Source organism: Fusibacter sp. 3D3, assembly GCF_001748365.1.
GTDB lineage: Bacteria > Bacillota > Clostridia > Peptostreptococcales > Acidaminobacteraceae > Fusibacter_A.
Window position 1 is genome coordinate 109770 of record NZ_BDHH01000012.1, and the last position, 23124, is coordinate 132893.

Below are 23124 nucleotides of genomic sequence, written 5' to 3' on the forward strand. Positions count from 1 at the left end.
GAACACCTTTAGTTTATACATAAGCATTAATTATGCGTCGTCTAGATTAAACTGCTAGCCAATTCCAAACTTATCGATGAGGTTGCCATATAATTTACTCCAGAAGGTTTCTTGAAGAGGCATTTGGATCTGGTGGCATGTCACCATAGAACATGCATTTTGGTTTTTCAGAACTAAAAACTTCAGCATAATATTCTGAAGCTTCTTTTGATGTGCCTTGGAAATTTAAATATGCAATTACGGCCATGTTGTATCTCCTTTCAAATCGTGTTCTTAAATGCATTTGATTATAGGTCAGTAAAAAAATGATTATGCTTATATTATACCGAAGACTTTAAATTTAAAATATATACATTCAAAATGAAAGATATGAATAATTGCATTGCAAAATACAAATATGCAATCTTGTATAATATCCTAATGGGGATCAAATGCTTAAAAATACGCTGACAGCATGTATATAGCATTTTCAATGTGTTTAATACTTAACAAAGTTTTTGAAAAATGTCTTTAAGGGACAAACACAAAAAAACAAATGATAAAAAATGCATTCTAATGACTAAATATGTATCAAAAATGTATTGATATTTGCAAGAGAACGATATATAATATTCAAAATTATCGAAATTTTTAGAAAATAGCGTATGGTATTCAAAGTAATTTCATCTGTTACTTTTGAGGAGAGTGAAGAGGTCTCTAATTTTTGAACCTTTTTGCACTGTATACTGTATACGAAACGAATGTTTAGAGTTTAGGGGGTATTATTTATGAAATCAGTGGGGTTACCTGACCAACAGGGTTTATATCGTCCAGAGTTTGAAAAGGACAATTGTGGTGTCGGATTTGTGGCAAATATCAACGGCGATAAGAGCCATACGATTGTCAAGAAAGGTGTAGAAGTACTTGTCAATATGACGCATAGAGGTGCATCGGGATCAGATCCCAACACAGGTGATGGTGCGGGCATCATGTTCCAAATACCACATGAGTTCTTTGAAGGTATTTGTGAAGACAAGGGCATAGAACTTCCAAGAAGAGGTCTTTATGCGGTGGGGATGGTATTTTTACCAAAATCACCTGCGATCAGATATCAGTGTGAAGGCATATTAGAGCGCATTGTCATAGAAGAAGGCGCTTCAGTCCTCGGCTGGAGAACGGTGCCTACAGATAACAGAATGATCGGTGAAACAGCTCGTGGCACTGAGCCGAATATCAGACAAGTTTTTATAGGCCTTGGCAACCTTGAAAACCTAGAACTTTTTAAACAAAAGCTCTATATGATTCGAAAACGGACAGAAAACGAGGTTAAGACACTCGTCAAAAAAGGGACTGAATATTTTTATATCTGCAGTATGTCCAGTGACACGATTGTTTACAAAGGGCTTCTTTTGCCCGATCAGATTGGACCGTATTTCATAGATTTACAGGATGTGAATTTTAAAAGTGCCATTGCACTGGTGCATTCAAGATTTAGTACCAATACTTTTCCAACGTGGGATTTGGCGCATCCGTATAGATATGTGGCACATAATGGTGAAATTAATACCATTAGAGGCAATCGAAACTGGATGAACGCCAGAGAAGGGGTGTTAAAATCCAGTGTTTATGGTGCTGATTTCTCAAAGGTATTTCCGATTATAACGCCAAACGGCAGTGATTCGGCATCGCTTGACAATGTTTTTGAACTGCTTGTAAAACATGGAAATAGTAATGCAAAAGCCATGATGACGCTCATACCAGAGGCATGGGAGAATGATCAAACTATGAATGCTGAGCTCAAGGCCTTTTATGAAACAAACGGTTCATTAATTGAACCATGGGATGGGCCAGCAGCTGTATTCTTCTGTGATGGCATTCAGGTTGGGGCAACACTTGACCGCAATGGTCTTAGACCTGCTAAATACGTCATTACTAAAGGTGGTCTAATGGTCATGGCATCTGAACTTGGGGTTCTAAAATTCCGACCAGAAGACGTGCTTGAAAAGGGGAGATTAGAGCCTGGCAAGATGATGATCGTAGACACGGAAAAGGGCATGCTCTTTAAAAACGATGAGATCAAAGCTTCTGTTTTTTCGAAATATGCATATGAGGATATATTGAAAAAGGCTAAAGTTTGCTTGAGTGATCTCCCTGAAAATAAAGAAAACTACGTCCTCAGAGATGAAAACTTACTGGAGAAGCAAGCTGCCTTTGCCTACACCCTTGAAGATGTCAATCATGTGATCAAAGCCATGGCAGAGACTGGTAAGGAGCCACTTGGCTCCATGGGGAATGATGCACCGCTTGCCGTTTTATCAGACCAGACGCAGACTTTTTTTGCTTATTTTAGACAGCTGTTTGCACAGGTGACCAACCCACCGATTGATCCGATTAGAGAAAAAATAGTCATGTCGCTCATGAACTATATGGGAACGGAGTCAAGCTTTTTGGATGAAGCACCTAATTTTATGCCTTTTATCAGTCTAAAGACGCCTGTATTATCCAATGCTGAAACGCGCAAGATAAAAGCGCTCAGAAATGCACATTTTAATGCCACCAAGATTCCAATCACTTTTAAAGCAGACGAAGGCGTAGAGGGTTTTAAAAAAGCGTTAACTTTAATTTGCGAGAGGGCGTCAAGGCGTGTAAATGAAGGCTACAACCTACTTATTTTAAGCGATAAGAAAGTAGATGGTTATGAAGCGGCCATACCGAGTCTCTTGGCTGTATCAGCAGTACATCATCATCTCATTCATCAGAAGACTAGAACTAAAATATCAATCATCGTAGAAGCGGGAGATGTGAGAGAAACCACACACGTGGCACTTTTGATAGGCTATGGGGCAAGTGCAGTAAATCCATATCTCGCAATAGAAACGGCAAAAAATCTTGTAACGCAAGGCTTAGTCAAGGGCGTTACGGCAGAAGAAGCAGGTTATAATCTGATCAATTCACTTTCAAATGGTCTTCTTAAAATCTTATCCAAGATGGGCATTTGTACAGTACAATCTTATCAAGGTGCGCAAATATTTGAAGCCTTGGGACTCTGCGATAGTTTGGTAGAGCGCTATTTTCCTGGAACGCCTACGAGTATAGGAGGCTTGGGGATAGAAGAAATAGCGCGTGAGACACTTGAGACCCATGCTAAGGCATTTAATAGGCTTAGAAAACCCAGCTATGAACTTGAAATTGGAGGACAGCATGTGTGGCGTAGAGGTGGTGAGAGACATCTCTTTAATCCAGAGACGATCTATCTTCTACAGCAGGCCACGAGACAGGATGACTATGATCTTTACAAGCAATATGCATCGAAGATAAACGATCAATCCAAAGGCTTATTCACCTTGAGAGGTCTATTTGAACTCAAGGGGACTAGGGCCTCAGTGCCACTTGAAGAGGTTGAACCGGTAAGCGAAATTATAAAGCGGTTTTGCACGGGTGCTATGTCTTTCGGATCATTGAGTCAAGAAGTACATGAGACGATTGCCATCGCCATGAACCGATTGGGTGCTAGGAGTAACAGTGGTGAAGGCGGCGAGGATGATGCACGTTATGAAGTAGATTCAAGTGGTAATGATAAGAGAAGCGCTACAAAGCAAATTGCTTCTGCGCGTTTTGGTGTCAATACGAATTACATCATGCATGCTGATGAGCTCCAGATCAAAGTAGCTCAGGGCGCAAAACCCGGTGAAGGGGGGCATTTGCCAGGCAGTAAAGTCACTGTTCACATCGCAAAAGTGAGACATTCTACTCCGGGCATTGATTTAATATCACCACCTCCACACCATGATATTTACTCGATTGAAGATTTGGCACAGCTTATTTATGATTTAAAATCAACCAATCCCAAAGCTCGAATTAGTGTTAAATTGGTTTCTGAAGTGGGCATTGGGACCATTGCAGCGGGTGTGGCCAAAGCACATGCGGATATGATTGTCATCAGTGGTCACGATGGTGGCACCGGTGCATCCCCTTTATCTTCAATTAAGACAGCAGGTACGCCATGGGAGATTGGCCTTTCAGAAACACATCAAGTTCTTTTGCTCAATAATTTGAGAAGTCGCGTTAGACTTCAAACGGATGGGCAACTCAAGACGGGACGCGATGTGGTTGTAGCCACACTGCTCGGTGCAGAGGAATTTGGATTTGCGACGACGGCACTTGTGATTATGGGTTGCACAATGCTCAGACATTGTAATAAAAACAATTGTGATCTCGGCATTGCGACACAAGATCCAGAACTCAGAAAACATTTTTCTGGAAAACCAGAGCATTTAATGAATTTCATGCGTTTCATCGCACGTGAAACGCGTGAAATCATGGCAGAACTTGGCTTTAGAAATATAGATGAAATGGTGGGGCATATCGATGTCATCCATGTGAACAAAGAGATTAATCACTGGAAAGCAAAACATTTAAACTTCGATAAAATTTTATATAAACCGGATATGCCGCTGAGAATGAAACCCTACTGTGTGAAAGCCCAAGAACATGGTATTGAAAACAGCTTTGATCATAAACTGATCGAAATTTCAAAAAATGCAATTAAGCATAAAAGAGCTGTTAAAGGTGCCTTTGAGATTAAAAATACGCACCGATCGGTAGGCGCAATGCTATCGGGTAAAATTGTCAATGCACACGGTGCTGCAGGCCTTGATGAAGATACCATTCATTTGACATTCTATGGATCAGCTGGACAGAGCTTCGGTGCATTTGGAGCAAAGGGACTCACGATGATTCTTGAAGGTGAAGCCAATGACTATGTAGGCAAGGGCCTATCAGGGGCTAAAATCATCGTAAAACCCCCTAAAAATTCGACGTTTGATGCAGGAAACACTTACATTGCAGGGAATACGCTCTTATATGGTGCAACAGATGGTGAGGTTTATATCAATGGCTGTGTAGGCGAGCGGTTTGCTGTTAGAAATAGTGGTGCCACTGCTATTGTTGAAGGTATTGGCAACCATGGGCTAGAATATATGACAGGTGGTACGGTGATTATTTTGGGCAATACGGGCAAGAACTTTGCAGCAGGAATGTCTGGTGGTGAGGCTTTTGTTTATGATCCAGATCAAACGCTAAAAATGAAATGTAATCTTGAGATGGTGAAAATCTATGAACTTGGAGATGCAGAACAAGAAAGAGTCAAACAGTTGATTAGGAAGCACTATCTATATACGGATTCAAAAAGGGCGCTTGAAGTTTTAGACAACTGGAACGCGTGCGTAAAAGATTTCAAACAAGTCGTTTCGCCGATCTATAAACAAATTCTTGAAAAACAAAAGAATCAAAGTTCAGAAGACACTAAAACATCTAAACTTGAAGCCATTTCATAAAAAGGGGGAGACAAATGAAAGATATCATGCTTTTTAATGAAGAAAATCGTAAAAATTTCAAATTAAGACCTGTCTCTCAAAGACTTAAAGACAATAGAAGTGTCTATAAACCGCTTGATGAGGCGATCATGGCAGTACAAGCTGGAAGATGTATGACTTGTGGCACGACATTTTGCAGTTTTGGGTGTCCACTGGGTAATCTGATTTCGTATTGGAATGAGATGTCAGAAGCTTTAGACTGGAAACATGCCTATGACATGCTCAGTAGAACCAGTAATTTTCCTGAATTTACTTCAAGGGTATGCCCTGCTCTTTGTGAGGCGTCCTGTAATTTAGGGGTTAATCACGAACCCGTGTCCATAAGAGAAGTTGAATATACGATCATTGAACATGCTTTTAAGGCGGGGTGGGTAATGCCAAGAATTCCGAAGATGAAAACAGGCAAGAAGATTGCCATCATAGGTTCGGGACCAGCGGGACTTGCCGCTGCAGACGAACTCACTGCTGTAGGGCATGACTGTGTGGTATTTGAACGTAACGCTGAACCAGGGGGACTTATGCGTTACGGGATTCCAAACTTTAAACTTGAAAAAGAAGTGATTGATCGCCGAATTGATGTGATGAAAGCGGCAGGGGTGTCTTTTCAAATGAACACTTGTGTCGGGGAGGATGTCCTGCCTAATGCTTTGCTAAAAGACTATGACGTATTGGTGCTCACTGGAGGATCGACCATTCCAAGAGACTTAAATGTGGAGGGGCGAGATCTTAAAGGCGTATACTATGCTGTAGACTATCTTGAAAACCATACCAAGAGGCTTCATGATGTGGATACAGAGGGCACCGCAATTGATGCCCAGGACAAAAATGTCTTGGTAATCGGTGGAGGTGATACGGGTTCTGACTGCATCGGCACGGCGAATAGACAAGGTGCAAAATCTGTATACCAGATCGAAATTATGCCAAAGCCACCTATGGAAAGAGATGCGTCAACACCTTGGCCGCTTTATCCAAGGCTGCACAAAGAAACGTCTTCACACAAAGAAGGCTGTATTCAAAATTGGGAGATCAATACGAAGCAGATTTTGGGTGAGGAAAATGTGGAAAAAGTGGTTCTTGAGCGCATTGAATGGGTGAATGAAAATGGTCGTATGATCATGAAACCCATTGAAGATAGTGCATTTACTTTGGAAATTGACATGATTTTACTTGCCATGGGATTTGTTTCACCACAATATGAAGGGATGGTGGCATCTCTTGGACTGGCACTGGATTCTAGGGGGAATCTTTTGACAGATGAAAAATACCAAACTTCGGTGGAAGGTGTATTCTCTGCGGGGGATATGCGAAGTGGACAATCATTAGTCGTAAGGGCTATAAAAGAAGGTCGGGAAGTTGCAAAACATGTGGATGAATATCTCATGGGGGAAAGTTTTATTAAATAGGGTTATAAAATAGATAAGGAAAAGAGAAACAGTCAGTATGCTATGGGGGTAGTGTACAGGCTGTTTTTTGAGAAAGTTAGAGCTGGCGCTTGAAAAATGTACTTGTATATGATATTCTGAAATCGGACGATCGAAAATCGTCCGTAATCGGAGGTCGATTTTTATGTTTTTAGAGGGCGAAAACAAGAGTGTTGAGTACAAATTAGAATATTCTAAAACAATTTTAAAAACAGTATGTGCATTTGCTAATTTTCATGATGGTATAATCGTACTGGGCATAAGGGATGACGGCACAATTGTCGGTGTTGATAAGATCGATGAAATAAAACTCAATATAGAAAATGCTATAAATGATGCTATTATTCCAAAACCATATTATGAATTTGAAGTTCATTTAGTAAAAGCTTTAAAATTACTCGTCATTAGGGTCTATAAAGGCGATTATACACCCTATACGTACCAAAATAAAGCGTATATGCGAAGAGATACTTCGACAGTTCAGGTTGATGCTACTATGAATCAAAATTTGATTCTTGCTGGTCGAAATCTAGGGTTTGAAGATTTAATTTCAGCAGAGCAAAGCTTAACGTTTGATTACTTTAAGCAATTGATGAGAAAACAGCTTAAGATAACAACTTTGTCAGAGGATCTCTTAAAAACATTGGGGTTGATTGATAATAACCAATATAACAACGCAGCAGCACTAATTTCTGATGAAAATCCTTTGAAGAGTTCTGTTGTTCAATTGATAGCATTTTCAGATGCGACAGTGAATAGAATTAAAGATAAAGCAACTCTTGATTCGTATTCTTTGCTACAGCAGTTTGACAAATGTATGTCTTTTTATAGAAAACACATCAATATGGGCGAAATCATAGATTCTGCATACAGAAAGACTGTTGAAGATGTTCCGATAATTGCCTATAGAGAAGCCGTTGCAAATATGCTTGTCCATAGAGATTATTCTGTTGCTGTAGATGCTAGAATTGAAATATTTTCAGATAGAATAGAAGTTATATCTCCAGGAGGATTGCCAATAGGCTTGCTGAATGAAGAATTTATTGAAGGGAGAATATCAAAGGCAAGAAATCGTAAGATTGCTGATCTGTTTTTACGGCTTAAAATTATTGAGAAACTTGCAACAGGTATTCGTCGTATTAAAGAACAGTATATGGACCAAGATGTTAAACCACAGTTTTTGACCAGTGAAAATGCTGTTGTTATCATATTACCTTTTATGAAACAATCAAAGAAAGCGCATTTCAACGTTTCATTTGTAAAAGAAGATAGCTTTGAGGGGAAAGAAAATGAGATTTATCGCATCATAAGACAGAATCCAATGATTAAACGCGTGACGATTCAAAGCCTTATTAATCTTGAAAAATCTCAAACGATTGAATTGATCAATAAACTTAGAGCAGCTGGTAAAATTATAAAAGTTGGAAATGGGCCCGCCACAGGATATAAAATTTTAGAGTGAGCAGTATTATCTGCCGGAAGCAACCGAACGATATCCAATCGACCGGAAGTAGCCGAGACAGGTATCGTTTAAGGAACGATTATGCCACTGTATGATTTTACGAAACCCAATTGCATAAGCCAATAGAAAAAGTGTTATTTCAACACAGTTTTACGACTGTTATTCTGAAAAAAGTTGATTACATTTTAATTTCATATTAAAGCAAAAAAAGTTGTAACGCTTATGTTACAGCTTTTTTTATTTGATACAGTACCCGCATAGGGGATGACTGTAAACAAAATGCTCCAATTTAAACACTTTCATATTGTGCGGGAGGTCATAAAAACTTGGCATTGTCTTTGCAATTATAAAAGGTACCTGGCATTAAAAAAAATAGTTGGGAATTTACAGGAGGGCGTTATGGAGATAGGTAAGAACAGAACCGGTATTGTTTTGGCGATCACTGTACTTTGGGTCTTGATTACGATTTGTGGTTGGACTGGGCGATGGTTTGAGGGGTTGCTCATGGGGGTCTTGTTGATGTTATTGCATATGATGATGGGGGCAGCGCAAAATGGCAAGCTTGATAGGAAACTCTTTATGTATCCGTTGTTGACGTGGTTTGTGGTTTGGATCGCAGGATTTTTCTTTTCAAAGTATTATTCAGATTTATTTTTAAACATGGCACCGACTTTTAAGATTTTAGGTTTCCATCCTTCGTTTGCAGCGATTATCTTAGCTTACTGGATCGGTGGAGTATTGACATTGACACTGGGCCTTGTTAAGTTTGATGCGCTTTGGCTCTCGGATGAAAATTGGGATGCCTTTAAGCGAAAAATGGATCAATTAAATCAAAAGGAGGGTGCACATGAGTAGTAGTGTAAAATGGTTGGTTGTTATTTTTTCATTTGGCATGATTTTAGTCTCGTTTTTAATCGGGTGGGCTGCGAAGAAAAAAGCATCAGATGCGCAATCCTTCTTTGGTGGTACAGCATTATTTGGACCTGTAACCGTAGGGTTATCCACTGTGGCAGCAGTGGCAAGTGCTTTTGCAGTGGTGGGCGTACCAGGGCTTGTGTATTCGTTCGGGAATACAATGAATCTTTGGATGCTCTCATCCTGTGCTTTTGCGATGGCCTATCTCGCCATTGGAAAGAAAATAAGAGCAATGGCGGAAGTGGGGCCTATTGCAAGTTTGGGTGACATTGCTGATCTGAGATATGACAATCATCGTGGGATAAAAGCGCTTCTTTCGATGGTATTGTTCATAGGGGCCATTGCCTATTTAGCCTCACAAATCAGTGCTTGCTCGGCATTGTTTGGCCATTTACTCGGTTGGGACCCATATGTGGCGGGCTTTATCATCTTTGGGATCTTGACGCTTTATACGACACTTTCGGGTGAAGTGGGCGGCGTTTTAACACAAGCTTTCCAAGGCTTTATCATGGTGCTTGCGGGTCTTATCATGATCGTAGCATTTTTTGTAATGACAGGTGGATTTGGTGCCGTGGTTGATGTGGTGTCCATGACGCCAAGTACAACAGCAGTGGTTGATGGCGCAGAAGTTGTGAAGAATTTTTCGCCGAACTCAATGAATGGGTGGGGTGCACTTCCCGGATCGATTGCCATGACTTGGATGATCATACCGATTATAGGCACCATGGGACAACCGCAAGTCTTAACGAGAATGTATGCGCTTAAAAATCCTAAAGATATGCCAAAACTCGGTCTTTATGCAGCACTTGGACATATGGTTGTTGGATTCTTTGCAGTGACAATGGGCTATGCAGCACTTTACCTAGTAGGAAAGGGACTGATACCGCCGATTGCCAATGCAGATAATGCGATCTTCGCAGTGGCAGATTATGTAGGCGTCTATGCACAACTCTTCGTCTATGCAGCGATATTAGCGGCGTCTATGTCTACAGCAAGTATGTTCTTGACACTTTCTGCGAATATTCTTTCTAGGGACTTGCCAAGTGCGTTTGGCTTTAAGCTAGAACATAAAAAGCAAATGAACCTCTCCAGAGGTGTTACGGTCATCATAGGTATTTTGTCCATCATGTTTGCACTTTCCAGTGGTGAAGCGGTAGCGATACTCGGAACCTTTGGATGGGGAACGCTCATGTCTGCTACTTTCCCAACTTTTATCATCGGGTTAACATGGAAGGGGGCAAGCAGTGAAGGTGTCTTCGCAGGGCTTATAACAGCATTTGTGACGAACATCGGAGCGCTACTTATGACAAGTAACGGTTTTAAATGGCCAGGTGGCATGCCTTGGTATGTAAATGTTATCACGCTTTCGATCGTGGTTACGGTGGTGGTATCGCTCTTTACAAAATCTTGTAAAGATGAAAATCTAGACAAGCGTGTGGATGCGGTAATTGAATTATAATGGAGGCATAAATGAAAGTTGTTGGCATATGTGGTAGTCCTCGCGAGGGGAATACCGAGTATTATATTAAGACGGTTTTAGAAAGTCTTAATAGTAAGGGGCATGAGACGCTGTTTATCCCCTTAAAAAATATGAAAATAGAGCAGTGTGAAGGGTGTTACGGCTGTGTGAAAGCACATCAATGTGTGGTGGAGGATGATTTTCAAGCAGTGTTTAAACACCTCATGGAGGCAGATGCCATCGTTGTGGGAAGTCCTGTTTATAACGGTTCGATCACCCCTAGATTGAAAGCGTTATTAGATCGAGCGGGTTTTTCAGCAAGATGGATGAAGAATGAACTCAGTACGCAAAATGGCAAATATGACTGGGGCCAAATGGTCTTTTCGCGTAAACTTTTTGCACCCATCACGGTGGCAAGAAAGACAGGTCAAACCTTTGCCTTATCTCAATTGACCCTTTGGGCACAAGTGAATGATCTCATCACAGTAGGTTCGAATTATTGGAATGTAGGCACTGCGGGTACTTCTGGAAGTGTCAACGCCAGTGAAGATGCAGAAGGCCTCAGTATCATGGCACATTTGGCTGAGAATATTGACTTTTTGCTGACAAAAATTAAGGCATAACAAATGCAATTTAAGCAATAAGCGCAACTCATCGCAAAAGAAAATAACACTTTAATGTGACGTAAAATCCCTAAATTTTAACGTTATTAAAAAAGACGCTGAGCAGTTATAAAACTGAGGAGCGTCTTTTTTTTTAAAAATTTAAATTTTGGATAGGTATCGCTACGATCAAGTAATGTCCCCCTCGAAGGCAACATCTCATGCATTCAAATTTAAGAATTACTTTTTGCTTTTTAAAAATTTTATAATTAAATAAAGAATTCCCAACAATAGAGCTGTATTAATGAGTTGAAAAATAAAAGTAATCGAAAAAAAATTCATTTCACAAACCCCCTTTGAGTTATAAAAAACGAAAAAATCTCTAACCAATCATAGATGTGTAAAGAAATGAATAACATATCTATAAAATATAAGCATTCCAAAAATCATTAACTAGGTCTCAAAATATGCTGAAAAAGGTTTTACTAAATAGTCTAATCCAACCTCAGCGCCAGATTGTATGAACATTATAAATAGAATCAAATTAAAAGCAATCGTAAGTATAATGGACGCGATGAATAGCTTTTTAATCCAACTTTAACTGAAGATAGTGTAATTTTGTAAGATACCTCATATTTAATGCGCCTCAAATTTTTTTCGCTACGTATAATGAGTACGTCATATAACCTAGATTCCACGGTAAATTTTACATCCATATAGAGCTGAATTTATGAAGAACCTAGGTGCATTATATCATACAATAAAACTGTTTCAACTTACTGTGGCCTAATTGGAACAAAAAACGTCCGAATTGGAACAAAGTTGTGTTCAAAGCGTATACTCAGTCCGCTTCGCTACCTTCGTAACCCCCTTGCAATCCTATCGGATTGCATCCATTGGGAGTTTGGACTCACAATGGATTAAGAATAGGAACCCCCACTTTAAGAAGTGGGGGACATCTCCTCAAAGGTTATGCCAATACCCCAACTTAAATTGGGGTGTGTATTTTAAATTTATTTGATACAATTATTTTGCATGAAAATTGAAATTAAATGGCTGTAAATAGTAACGCTATAACAAGTCAACAATGCTATTTGAAATATATAATACAAAAACAGGTTCTTTATGGAGGTGAGATAAGATAAGCTTTTCAACAAAAATTTGATATCTTTTTCATGCAGATAGAGCTTATGATGCTTAAATATTTTTTTAAGGAGGAAAGTATGTTTAAAAAGAAACTCAGTTTAATTTTATTGGTAATGTGCATATTAGGAATAGGTACAACAAATGTTTTTGCGGCTTCTTCTGGATATTCTTTTTATATGGAACACCGAATGGTGGATGGGAAAGCGAATGGAGAATTTCACTATTTGGACGAAGGAAATGTTATAATATCTGGAACAGGGGCTATTGTCGGAGGCGTATCAACGTTACCAAAACGCAATGTATATTTTACATTGGTGAAAGACGGATTTTTTGATAGAGAAATAGGAACAGTTGTAGGAGATGAAGAAGGTAATGTTTACGCAGGATGTGGGAGCATTTACACGGGTAAATATTACTTGAAAATTTGGATAACAGAGGAAGATGGCTACTACCGATCGGGATGGGGACAGGTGTATAATAATTAAAAATGATAATAAATATGAACATACCAATAGCAATTATTCTCTCTATGCCAATAATAGGATATATTTTTTATAACGTTTTTATTTTAAAAGATAAAGAATATTTTAAATATATTTTTATGGGAATATTTATGATGTATATTTTGGGCTTATTAAAATATTCAATAATGCCTATATATATCAACTCTACAATTGCTCAAGAAATTCATAAAACACAGTCAACAAGTGGAAATATAATAAACAACATGAATCTAATACCATTTTTTAAAGGATTTAGCTTTAAAGATTTTTTCTTAAATGTAATAATGACTTTTCCAATGGGTTTTTTACTCCCCTGTATAAATAAAAAAAATATATCTCAAATAATAAAATATGGGATAATATTAGGCCTAGGAATTGAAATAATTCAGATTTTGCTTGGATTTATTCAAGGTTTTACATTTAGAAATATAAACATCAATGACAGTATAGCAAATGTTTTGGGTGTTTTTTTAGGATACTTGATATTGACAATGTTTGTACAAACGTATATTCAGGTTTTCAAAAATAGTAAAAACAAATTAGTAATTTCTTTGCTAAATTATTTAGAGACTAAATATATCAGGCATTAAATGAATGCGTTAAAAATCTCACGAAGACTATTATGCTACACGTTTTTGTTGTTTTTACGCGTTATAATATTTTTAGATTGCTCAAATAGGATTATGACGTTCGACACTCTAACTAAACATATAAAGCCCCTAAATATTTATTTTTTAGGGGCTTTAATTTTTAATTAGACGTTGATTAGAAAACAAGTTTGTGAGCCTATTCATTATGAATTAGATTGTATCAAACACAAATGTCTATCATGCCACTATTTCTTGATTTTCCTATACAGCGTCATCCTCTGAATACCCAAGACATCTGCTGTTTTCGACTTATTGTTATCACAAAGCTTCAAGGTGTCTTCTATAATTTGGAGTTCAATTTCCTTCATGATGTTGGTGAGTGTGCTCTTGTTCTCCAAGATGTCATTTGGATCATAGTGATCCACATAGAAATGATATCTGGCTTCAAGAATATCTTGCGGAATGAGATCGAATCCAATTTCTGAGCCTTCTGCGATGACCATGAGTCTGTAGACGATATTTTTAAGCTCTCGGATGTTACCAGGCCATGTGTAACCACTTAAGATTTTAAGGGCCTCTTTTGAAAAGGTTTTATAGATGCCGTTTTTCTGGTAAAAGAGTGATTTAAAATGTTCAATCAAAAGCGGGATGTCCTCTGAGCGTTCTCTAAGGGATGGAATGTTGAGGTTAAGGACGTTTAGGCGGTAGTAGAGATCAGACCTAAAAATCTTATTTTCAATTTTATCGAGCAGGTCTACGTTTGTGGCTGCAATGACGCGGACATCTATTTCTTTGGATTCACTGCTGCCTATTTTCTCGATTTGATTTTCCTGTAAAACACGAAGCAGCTTGGATTGCATGATGGGCGGTAAATCGCCTATTTCATCTAAAAAGATGGTCCCACCATTTGCAATTTCAAATTTGCCCAGCTTGCCGTTTTTATGAGCCCCTGTAAACGATCCAGGTTCATAACCGAAGAGTTCGGATTCCAGCAAGGTATCTGGTATGGCTGCACAATTGATACAGACAAAGGGTTTATTTGCTCTTTGACTTGCGCTGTGAATTGCATGTGCAAAGAGTTCTTTGCCCACACCGCTTTCTCCGGTGATGAGCACAGGCAGTTCAGTCTTAGAAAATGATTTGGCACGCTGCTTAAAGTGTTGGATGAGTTTGGATTTGGCAATGATGTCGTCAAAGGTATACTTAGGCACTAGATTAGGAGAAGTGGTTTCAATGATCGTTCTGTAGTCCGGTCTGATTTTATTGATGATTGAATGTCTGATTTTGCATTCAATACTATCAGGGGGGAGATGTGAGGGCACAATAATACCAGCACAACCGATGATCCGGTCACCGTCGTAGATAGGAATCCGGTCTACAATGGCTTCTTTGCCAGATTTAAAGCGATGACGTTTGCCGATTTCGGGAATCCCCGTTTGCATGACAATGGGAAATCGTGTGGTATTGTCGATGTCGATGAGACTTTGACCTACCACATCTTTAAGTGGCAACTCAAGAAACTCTAAAAAGGCTTTGTTCATCACTAAAATCGTGCAGTTGTGATCGACAAAGTTGATCGGCAAAGAGAGTTCGTTAAATAAACTTTCGGGAATATTTTCCATAAATTTATCAAGCTTCTGATTGTGAGGGTATGTCACCTTATAATCACCTTCCCTTCATTTTCCTTCATTATATCATTGTAATGCACGCTTGAGAACTGTAACAAATATGTTATATGTATCAATATGAAAACATGCTGTAATTAAGTACTATTAATCACTTTAGCGATTTACAAGCCTTTGGTGATATCTATTCTTTGGCAACAAAATTGCAGTATATAAAGTCAGATGAAGGAGGTAATCATTATGAATCAAACTCAAATAGGTATAGTGGATTTTGAAGTATACTTGCCAGAAGAAAAAATTACAGCAGAAGCACTTAGTGAACTGGTGAACATTCCTGCAGAAGTACTGCGAAATAAAATGGGCATTAGCGAAAAACACGTGGGTGGTCCAGAAGATCATTCGGCGATGATGGCAACTAAGGCTTCACAGAAGTTACTTGAAAAGACAAATACAGATGCAAAAGACTTGGACATGATCTTATTTGCTGGAGAAACGTATTGTGAATATGTCTGTTGGACAGCAGCTATAAAAATACAGAATGTCTTGGGTGCAGATAATGCATATGCATGGGACATGGGATTTAGATGTGCAGGTACACCGCTGGCACTTAAGGTGGCAAAAGATATGATGATTGCAGATGAATCGCTTAAAACGGTGCTTATAGCGGGAGGGAACACCAATGCGTACCTCATCGACTATAAAGATCGAAATCAATCCTTTATGTTCGATATGTCTCCTGCTGGTATTGCTGTTTTACTAAAGAAAGATCACGATGAAAATATTATTTTGGAAACGGGTGTTATCACCGACGCCGTATTTTGTGATGATGTCATTGGCAAGTGGGGGGGATCGCTGTATCCAATCGACGCAGAAATTGCTGCGGATCCAGAAAAGCTTAGAAAAGCCAAACTCATTCATATGCCTGATCCTGAAGGCATGAAAAAAAGACTTGGGGAACGTTCGATGCCGGGCTTTTTAGGAGCTGTCAACCTTGCTAAATCAAAGTCTAAATTAGACAGACCTATTGATTTTATTGGCATAACGCACATTAATCCCAAAGCACATGATGCTATTTTAGAAGGGCTTTCTCTTGAAAAATCTCAAAGTGTCTATTTATCGGATGATGGTCACTGTGGTCATGTGGATCAGTTCTTAGCACTGAAATATGGTCTGGAGCAAAACAAGGTTAAGGATGGGAGCATCGTGGCCATGTTGGGGGCTGGTACTGGATATGCCTTTGCTTGTTCTTTGATTAAGTGGGGGAAATGAGTATGGAAAAATTAGCGCAATTATACCGTGAGAAGGTAAGCACTTTAGAATCATTTTTAGATCATTTCAAAGATCAAGATTTTATCGTGGTGGGTTTAGGCGGTAGTGAGCCCATGCCTTTAATGAACGAACTGCATAAATTATACGATAAGGGCATAAGAGGCTGTGAACTCTCTAATACCTTGCCCATGGGCGATTATCCACTTTTTAACGACCCGAAATACAGTGAAAGTGTGCGTGTGAATGGTTGGTTTTATACGGGACCCCTTAGGAAAAATCATCCCAAAGGACATCTTTCGTTCCAGCCTCAACATCTGCACCGCGCACTGGATAAAAGGTTAGTGGCCATGACAGGAAGACGCAAAGTCTTAATGACCACTGCTGCAAGTATGGACGAACACGGTTATTTTAGTCTTTCCATCGGCAACACTTATGAGATGCAACTCATTAGAACGGGTGAGGTCGAAGTGATTTTAGAGGTATCATCGCACTTTCCAAGGACATTTGGCGATAATCAAGTTCATTTATCGGATGTGGCAGTGATCGTGGAGACGGATCGCAAGCCTCCACTTTTACCAGTTGCAGATTGCTCAGAAAAAGATGAAGCTATAGGAAAGTATATCAGTGAGCTCATAGAAGATGGTTCTACGATACAGCTAGGCATTGGTGGCATTCCAAACGCTGTTGCCAAGGCGCTTGTTGGCAAAAAAAATCTAGGGATTCATACGGAGATGTTCACTGATGGCATGATTGATTTGCTGGAATCTGGTGCAGTGAACAACAAGCATAAAACCCTTTATCCAGACAAGACAATTTGTACTTTTGCACTGGGTACAGAAAGGCTCTATCAATACCTTCACAACAATCCAAGCGTTTGGTTTATGCCAGGCAGATGGACGAATGAGCCTCATGTGATTAAACAAAATGATAACATGGTCTCTATCAATACGACGATAGAAATCGATCTCACTGGTCAGTGTTGTTCAGAAAGTATGGGTTATCAACAATTTTCGGGTACGGGTGGTCAAGCGGATACTGCAATAGGGGCGCAATACTCAAAAAATGGGAAATCCTTTATAACGCTCTATTCCACCGCAATGGTGAAACAACCTGATGGCTCAAGAAAGTGTGTGAGTAAAATCGTACCGACTCTTAAAGAGGGGGCAGTGGTAACGCTCTCGAGGAATGATGTGGATTATGTGGTTACGGAGTTTGGTGTGGCTGAATTAAGAGGGCAGACTATAGGAGAACGTGCAAAAAGGCTCATTGCAATTGCACATCCCGATTTTAGAGATGCATTACAGCAAGCAATAAAAGCGTATCAATTTTATTGAAAGGAATAAGGGTTAATCCCACATCAATAAAATAAAAAGCGCTGATGACTTACTTAAAAGGGTTTCTAAAATAGGAGCTGTATAAGTAAGGGATCAGCGCTTTTGGTTTATTTTTTTAAAAATATAATGATTTAATCCAAGTAATATAAAGACGATTATAGAACATAATAAAATATTTATATAAAATTCACGATCGCTCTTTGTATCTAGACCATGAACCCAACTCAATCCTAATACAACAATGAATCCAGAGATAATTTTTTGCACTACAAACTTTTTTGTTCTCATAAAGAGTTCCTTCCTTTAAATTTATAGGATTGAGTTAAAATTAATGTTAAAGTTAAAGACTCTTAGAAGGCTTCCGAATGAAGATTGACATCATCGCTCCCATAATAGAAAGACAAGCCATGGCGATAAAAGCAGGGACGTAACCGCCAGTAAGGTCAAATGAGAGTCCGAATGGAATCGTCCCAAAGGCTGACCCGACAACAGTGAATACAGTGGCTGCCCCCCGAATACTGCCAAGATGCAATCTGCCAAAGTACTTCACCCAAATCACATTGATGGTTAAATTTTGAACATTTGAAATGAGGCCATAGATTAAAATAAAAATACAAGCCATCATAAAATTATGGACAAAGAGCATATAGATCAAATCAAGACCTATGAGGATAGAAGTAATGGTGAGAATATGCCTTGAACGGTATCTATCTATGACAGCGCTTGCCACAATGGGCATAAAAAATCCAGGAATTGCCACAAGTCCAATGACGATTGCCGTCATTGTGGGATCTACATTTTTAGTTTTCATAATAGAGAAAAAGTGAAACATCATGCCGGTACTAATCAGTGGTGTCAACATTGAAATCGCACCAATGAACCAAAAAGATTTAGTTTTTATAGCTTCGTTAAGATGAAAAGATTCTTGGGCCATTTTTTTTAGCTCTGCATGAATCTCTTTTTGATCTTTTGCTTTCTGATTATCTTGAAGCAATCCGATATCTTCGGGTTTATTGATGATAAAAAAGGAGACAAGAGGTACAAAGATAAATAGCAGAAGTACACTCCATCCGCGCCACGCTACTTGCCAGCTGTAATGAGTGATCATGAACGTGTTGATTGTAGGTGCAATCATGTTGCCAATCATGTTACCGTAAGCCATTAGGCTGAGCGACAATGCACGATTTTTATCAAACCATTGAGGAATGAGTGCTCCAGGGACTAAAGTAAGAGAACCTTGACCGAAAAATCTCAATAAAAAGAAGCCCACAAAGATCATTACAGTATTGACAATAAAGCTATTAAAAAGACATGCTATAGACAGCATTAATCCTGATATAACTAACATACGCCTTTGACCAAAACGGTCAACAGCTTTTCCCATAAAAATGATTAGAGCACCAGATAAAAGGGTTGCAAAGGTGTAGAGTGTAGAAAGCATTGTTCTGGAATAGTCAAAATCCAATACATAGGAGTTGATGTATGCTGAAATGGAATAAGTTTGACCAGGAGAAGAGAAGAAGGTGCTCAGCGCTGACATGAGCAAAACAATCCAGCCATAATAAAAGTACTTGTTAATTTTTAGTGCAAATTTGTTTCTCAAATTAAAATCCTTCCTAATTAAATATTGTATTGCAACATACATTCTAACACATATTATTTTGATTTACTCGTATTTTTAAATTTTTTTTATTGATCAGATGTGAAAAATAACTTTAAAGAGCATCTCAAAGAAGAGTTGACTTATAGGAGCCAAATCTTAAATAAAATCAATATATGCTTGAAAATTTCTTTAATGGATATAAACAAAATAGCATTGAAGAAAAGAGGTGACATCATGAGATTTTACGATTTTGAAGCGGTAACAATTGATGGCGAAAAGGTGAGTATGAAGGCCTATGAGGGGAAAATCGTGGTGGTAGTGAACACGGCGAGTAAATGTGGATTTACACCTCAATACCAAGAACTTGAAAAAATATACAAGCAATATGGTCCGGAAAAGATTGTGATCTTGGGGTTTCCGTGTGATCAATTTGCGCATCAGGAGCCAGGCTCTAATGCAGATATCAAAAACTTTTGCGAAATCAATTATGGTGTTACGTTTCCCTTGTTTGATAAAGTGGATGTCAAAGGCGATGATGCTCATCCGCTGTTTAAGTATCTTTCGAAGGAAAAAAGCTCGCTTTTGGGATCCGAAATCAAATGGAATTTCACTAAATTTTTGATTGATCCAAGTGGAAATGTCGTTAAGCGATATGCGCCCTCAGCATCTCCAGAAAAAATGATTTCAGCAATTGAGAAGTTATTACAACCTAAAGTATAAAACAATCCATCTATTATTAAGGATTAATGTGATCCTGACAATAGATGGATTGTTTTATGCCAGTTTGAGTGGGTTGTTCCTTAGAGATCAAAATAGTCATTTGACTTGATCATTATGGTTTTTTGATCTATAAAATCAATAAGGCCATTTGCGTTTAGACTAGAGAGTTTACGGCTAATGGTTTCTCTAGTGACACCTACAAAATTTGCCATGTCTTCACGTGTTAAAGCAAGTGTCAAAACGATGCCTTCTGGCGTGATTTTTCCGCTTTGTTTACAGAGCCTTTGAATCAAAAATTTTAAGCGCACATCTGCATCAGATGAAGAAATTGCCGTAACGAGGTTTTCTAAAGAAGTAATTTTTTCATGGGCAGACTCGAGAATCGAAAACATCATTTCAGGATTTTCTTTTAAATAAGAGTCAAAGCGGTCTTTTGGGATCGTACAGAGATGACAGGGTTTAATAGTGATTAAGTTATAAGGTGCAGTTTCACGTTTTAAGAGTGAGAGTTCACCAATGCTATCGCCTTCGTTTAGAATGTACAGAATTTGCTCTTTGCCATCTTCACCGAATGTACTCGCCTTTAGTCCCCCAGAGTTAATAATGTATAAGCGTTCAAAAGTATCGCCTTGATTCAAGACGACATCTCCTTTTTTATAATGCTTGCGCTCTATTAAAGTCAATAGGGTTTGCAACTGCAGATCATCCATATTAGAAAATAAGGATACTTTTCTTGCGCATAATTTATGACCACAAGTGGCACATCCATTTTGAGGTACAATTTTAAAGGGTGTCATATCCAGCTCCTTTCGATGCAATAGGTTCTTTATAATTATATCATGTTTAAGGTGTCAAATCTAAAAGTTGAGCATCCCACTACCATATGATGTCGTTTACGGGGAGTACGCAATACAGCATAGGATAGAGGGGGGATGCGAAACTGACTTTTGACACCCTAACCATCATTTGCGTCCGCTTAAACTTTAAAAATATAATCAAAGTTTTAAAAGTGTGAGGTCAATCACAGGTTTAAAAAGAGAGAAGGCGTATAGTAAAGACAAGAACAGCAGAAAATAAGAGCAAGATTATAAAAATTTAGGAGGCGCATATGAAAACTTTTAATTATGAACAAACCATTGGAGATAGTGTTACACATTACCCGCAGTTGGTGAAAGTCTATATGAAGTATCATGTAGATTTTTGTTGTGGGGGTCATCGAACTGTTAAAGAAGCCATTGAAACAGATTGTGGTCGTATCAGTGAAAAGATAAATACTGAACTTTTGAATACGCTTGATCAGTTTGAAAAAGAAGATCAACTCATGATGGGTGAGCTCAGTAGCGAGGCTTTGATTAATAGAATTGTGACCATGCATCATGCTTATCTTCGTGAAGAATTGCCTTTAATATCAGAGTTGCTCTTCAAGCTATTAAACGTGCATGGAGAGAGACACCCAGAATTGTATGAAATTCACAAGACGTTTGGGCAGTTAAAGATGGCACTTGAAGCACATTTAGTGAAAGAAGAAGTGAAACTATTTCCTAAGATCATTTCAGAAGATACTGATGTAAAAGCATTGATACTGGAACTTGAAGCAGAACACGATGGTGCTGGAGAGGCACTTCACAAATTGACAGATTTGACAGATCATTTTACATTACCCGAGAATGCCTGTACAACTTATGCACTTACTTATGAAAAATTAAAAGCTTTAGTGGCAGATATGTATATGCACGTGCACGTTGAAAATAATATCCTTTTTAAAAGGCTGACAGATTAAAAAGCACATTAAAAAGCAGATTGAAGAGGGCCTCTATTATTAAGTGCTTAGAGGCTATGCTATTGAGGTATGAATATACTGAGGTATGAATATACTGAGGTATGAATATACTGAGGTATTGAGAGGAGAAAGTGTATGTTTAAAATAAATGAAAAAATAACTTGGGTGGGTAAAATTGACTGGGAACTTAAAAAATTTCATGGCGAAGAGTACTCCACGCATAGAGGGTCGTCATACAATTCGTATTTGATTCAAGATGAAAAAGTCGCTTTAATCGACACGGTTTGGATGCCTTTTTCAAAAGAATATGTCAGTCATTTAGAATCCGTAATCGACCTTAATAAAATTGATTACATCATAGCCAATCATGCAGAGGTTGATCATAGTGGTGCTCTGCCAGAGCTCATGAAACTCATTCCCAATACGCCGATTTACTGCACTAAAAATGGTGTTAAATCTTTAAAAGGTCATTATCATCAAGATTGGAATTTCGTTGAAGTTAAGACAGGGGACACCTTGGATTTAGGTTCAGGAAAACTGGTTTTTATTGAAGCCCCGATGCTCCACTGGCCAGATAGTATGTTTTCATATTATACAGCGGATTCGATTTTATTTAGCAACGACGCTTTTGGTCAACATTATGCTTCTGAGTTTATGTATAATGATTTAGTGGATCAAGGAGAACTCTATCAAGAGGCGCTTAAATACTACGCTAATATTTTAACGCCATTTAGCCCACTTGTGATTAAAAAGATTCATGAGATCCTTGGGTTAAATGTCCCTGTGAGCATGATTTGTACCTCTCATGGTGTCATTTGGCGGGATAATCCAACGCAGATTGTAGAACAATATCTGAAATGGGCGGACAATTATCAAGAGCATCAAGTGACGATACTCTACGATACCATGTGGAATGCCACTCGAACCATGGCTGAAGGCATAGCAGCGGGCATTAAGGCAGTTGATCCGACTTTAAATATCAAACTTTTCAATGTGAGCAAAGCAGATAAAAATGACGTGATTGCTGAAGTCTTCAAAGCAAAACTCATTGTGGCAGGGTCATCTACGATCAACAAGGGAATATTATCAGCAATGGCTTCAACCCTTGAAATCATAAAAGGGCTAAAATTTAAGAATAAAAAAGCAGCTGGATTTGGGAGTTATGGCTGGAGTGGAGAATCCCCTAAAATTATGACTGAAGAACTCAAAAAATGTGGATTTGAAATATTAGAAGAGGGTCTAAGCATTCTGTGGAAGCCCGATGAAGACGCGATTAAGAGTTGTGAATCTTTTGGGAAATCATTGGCTGAAAAATTATAATTGTTTTTTCTCTTGACGGTA

The 23124-nt window shown here is 38.6% G+C and carries 17 protein-coding genes; 13 read left to right on the top strand and 4 right to left on the bottom strand.

Translation table 11 applies throughout. The features are described 5' to 3' along the window. Window positions 1–94 precede the first annotated feature (94 nt). A complete protein-coding gene (locus tag F3D3_RS23400) occupies window positions 95–247 on the bottom strand; it encodes a hypothetical protein (protein WP_242877143.1) in 153 nt (50 codons plus the stop codon). Between the two features lie 520 nt (window positions 248–767). Between F3D3_RS23400 and gltB the strand changes: the two genes are divergently transcribed. The 8 genes from gltB (at window position 768) to F3D3_RS14465 (ending at window position 13452) form a co-directional block, all read left to right on the top strand. After that, window positions 768–5315 carry a glutamate synthase large subunit gene (gene gltB / locus F3D3_RS14430; protein ID WP_069875008.1) on the top strand — a complete coding sequence of 1516 codons (4548 nt, stop codon included), beginning with the start codon at window positions 768–770 and terminating at the stop codon, window positions 5313–5315. A gap of 14 nt (window positions 5316–5329) precedes the next feature. Then, window positions 5330–6757, top strand: a complete 1428-nt coding sequence (locus tag F3D3_RS14435) for a glutamate synthase subunit beta (protein ID WP_069875009.1) — start codon at window positions 5330–5332, stop codon at window positions 6755–6757. Window positions 6758–6920: 163 nt separating this feature from the next. Further along, window positions 6921–8237: an RNA-binding domain-containing protein gene (locus tag F3D3_RS14440; RefSeq protein ID WP_069875011.1), complete on the top strand. Its 1317-nt coding sequence runs from the start codon at window positions 6921–6923 to the stop codon at window positions 8235–8237. 399 nt (window positions 8238–8636) lie between these two features. After that, window positions 8637–9092 (top strand): hypothetical protein, encoded by a 456-nt coding sequence (locus F3D3_RS14445; RefSeq protein WP_069875013.1) that lies wholly within the window; start codon window positions 8637–8639, stop codon window positions 9090–9092. Then, window positions 9085–10611 (top strand): hypothetical protein, encoded by a 1527-nt coding sequence (locus F3D3_RS14450; protein ID WP_069875015.1) that lies wholly within the window; start codon window positions 9085–9087, stop codon window positions 10609–10611. The genes F3D3_RS14445 and F3D3_RS14450 overlap by 8 nt, the downstream gene beginning before the upstream one ends. Before the next feature lie 11 nt (window positions 10612–10622). Further along, on the top strand, window positions 10623–11234 hold the full coding sequence (locus F3D3_RS14455; protein WP_069875016.1) for a flavodoxin family protein: 612 nt from the start codon (window positions 10623–10625) through the stop codon (window positions 11232–11234). A 1202-nt stretch (window positions 11235–12436) separates the two neighbouring features. Then, entirely contained in the window at window positions 12437–12844 is a 408-nt protein-coding gene (locus F3D3_RS14460) for a hypothetical protein (RefSeq protein WP_069875018.1), read from the top strand. A 14-nt stretch (window positions 12845–12858) separates the two neighbouring features. Beyond that, the gene (locus F3D3_RS14465) at window positions 12859–13452 is read left to right on the top strand and encodes a VanZ family protein (protein WP_175438385.1); all 594 of its coding nucleotides are present in this window, start codon (window positions 12859–12861) and stop codon (window positions 13450–13452) included. A gap of 245 nt (window positions 13453–13697) precedes the next feature. Here F3D3_RS14465 and F3D3_RS14470 read toward each other — a convergent pair whose 3' ends face one another. Beyond that, a complete protein-coding gene (locus tag F3D3_RS14470) occupies window positions 13698–15074 on the bottom strand; it encodes a sigma-54-dependent Fis family transcriptional regulator (RefSeq protein ID WP_069875075.1) in 1377 nt (458 codons plus the stop codon). A gap of 243 nt (window positions 15075–15317) precedes the next feature. Between F3D3_RS14470 and F3D3_RS14475 the strand changes: the two genes are divergently transcribed. Together F3D3_RS14475 and F3D3_RS14480 are read left to right on the top strand one after the other, a co-directional pair. Beyond that, complete coding sequence (locus F3D3_RS14475) at window positions 15318–16346, top strand: 3-oxoacyl-ACP synthase (protein ID WP_069875021.1); 1029 nt, start codon at window positions 15318–15320, stop codon at window positions 16344–16346. Window positions 16347–16348: 2 nt separating this feature from the next. Then, window positions 16349–17680: an acetyl-CoA hydrolase/transferase family protein gene (locus F3D3_RS14480; RefSeq protein ID WP_069875022.1), complete on the top strand. Its 1332-nt coding sequence runs from the start codon at window positions 16349–16351 to the stop codon at window positions 17678–17680. Window positions 17681–18020: 340 nt separating this feature from the next. On the opposite strand, the gene F3D3_RS14490 is transcribed toward F3D3_RS14480, so the two are convergent. Further along, on the bottom strand, window positions 18021–19283 hold the full coding sequence (locus tag F3D3_RS14490; RefSeq protein WP_175438386.1) for an MFS transporter: 1263 nt from the start codon (window positions 19281–19283) through the stop codon (window positions 18021–18023). Window positions 19284–19517: 234 nt separating this feature from the next. Between F3D3_RS14490 and F3D3_RS14495 the strand changes: the two genes are divergently transcribed. Then, window positions 19518–20003, top strand: coding sequence for a glutathione peroxidase (locus tag F3D3_RS14495; protein WP_069875026.1), 486 nt, complete (start codon window positions 19518–19520; stop codon window positions 20001–20003). Window positions 20004–20083: 80 nt separating this feature from the next. Here F3D3_RS14495 and F3D3_RS14500 read toward each other — a convergent pair whose 3' ends face one another. After that, window positions 20084–20800: a Crp/Fnr family transcriptional regulator gene (locus F3D3_RS14500; protein ID WP_069875028.1), complete on the bottom strand. Its 717-nt coding sequence runs from the start codon at window positions 20798–20800 to the stop codon at window positions 20084–20086. 311 nt (window positions 20801–21111) lie between these two features. Between F3D3_RS14500 and F3D3_RS14505 the strand changes: the two genes are divergently transcribed. Both F3D3_RS14505 and F3D3_RS14510 read left to right on the top strand, forming a co-directional pair. Beyond that, entirely contained in the window at window positions 21112–21783 is a 672-nt protein-coding gene (locus F3D3_RS14505) for a DUF542 domain-containing protein (RefSeq protein WP_069875029.1), read from the top strand. Window positions 21784–21918: 135 nt separating this feature from the next. Then, entirely contained in the window at window positions 21919–23103 is a 1185-nt protein-coding gene (locus F3D3_RS14510) for an anaerobic nitric oxide reductase flavorubredoxin (RefSeq protein ID WP_069875031.1), read from the top strand. Window positions 23104–23124 lie beyond the last annotated feature (21 nt).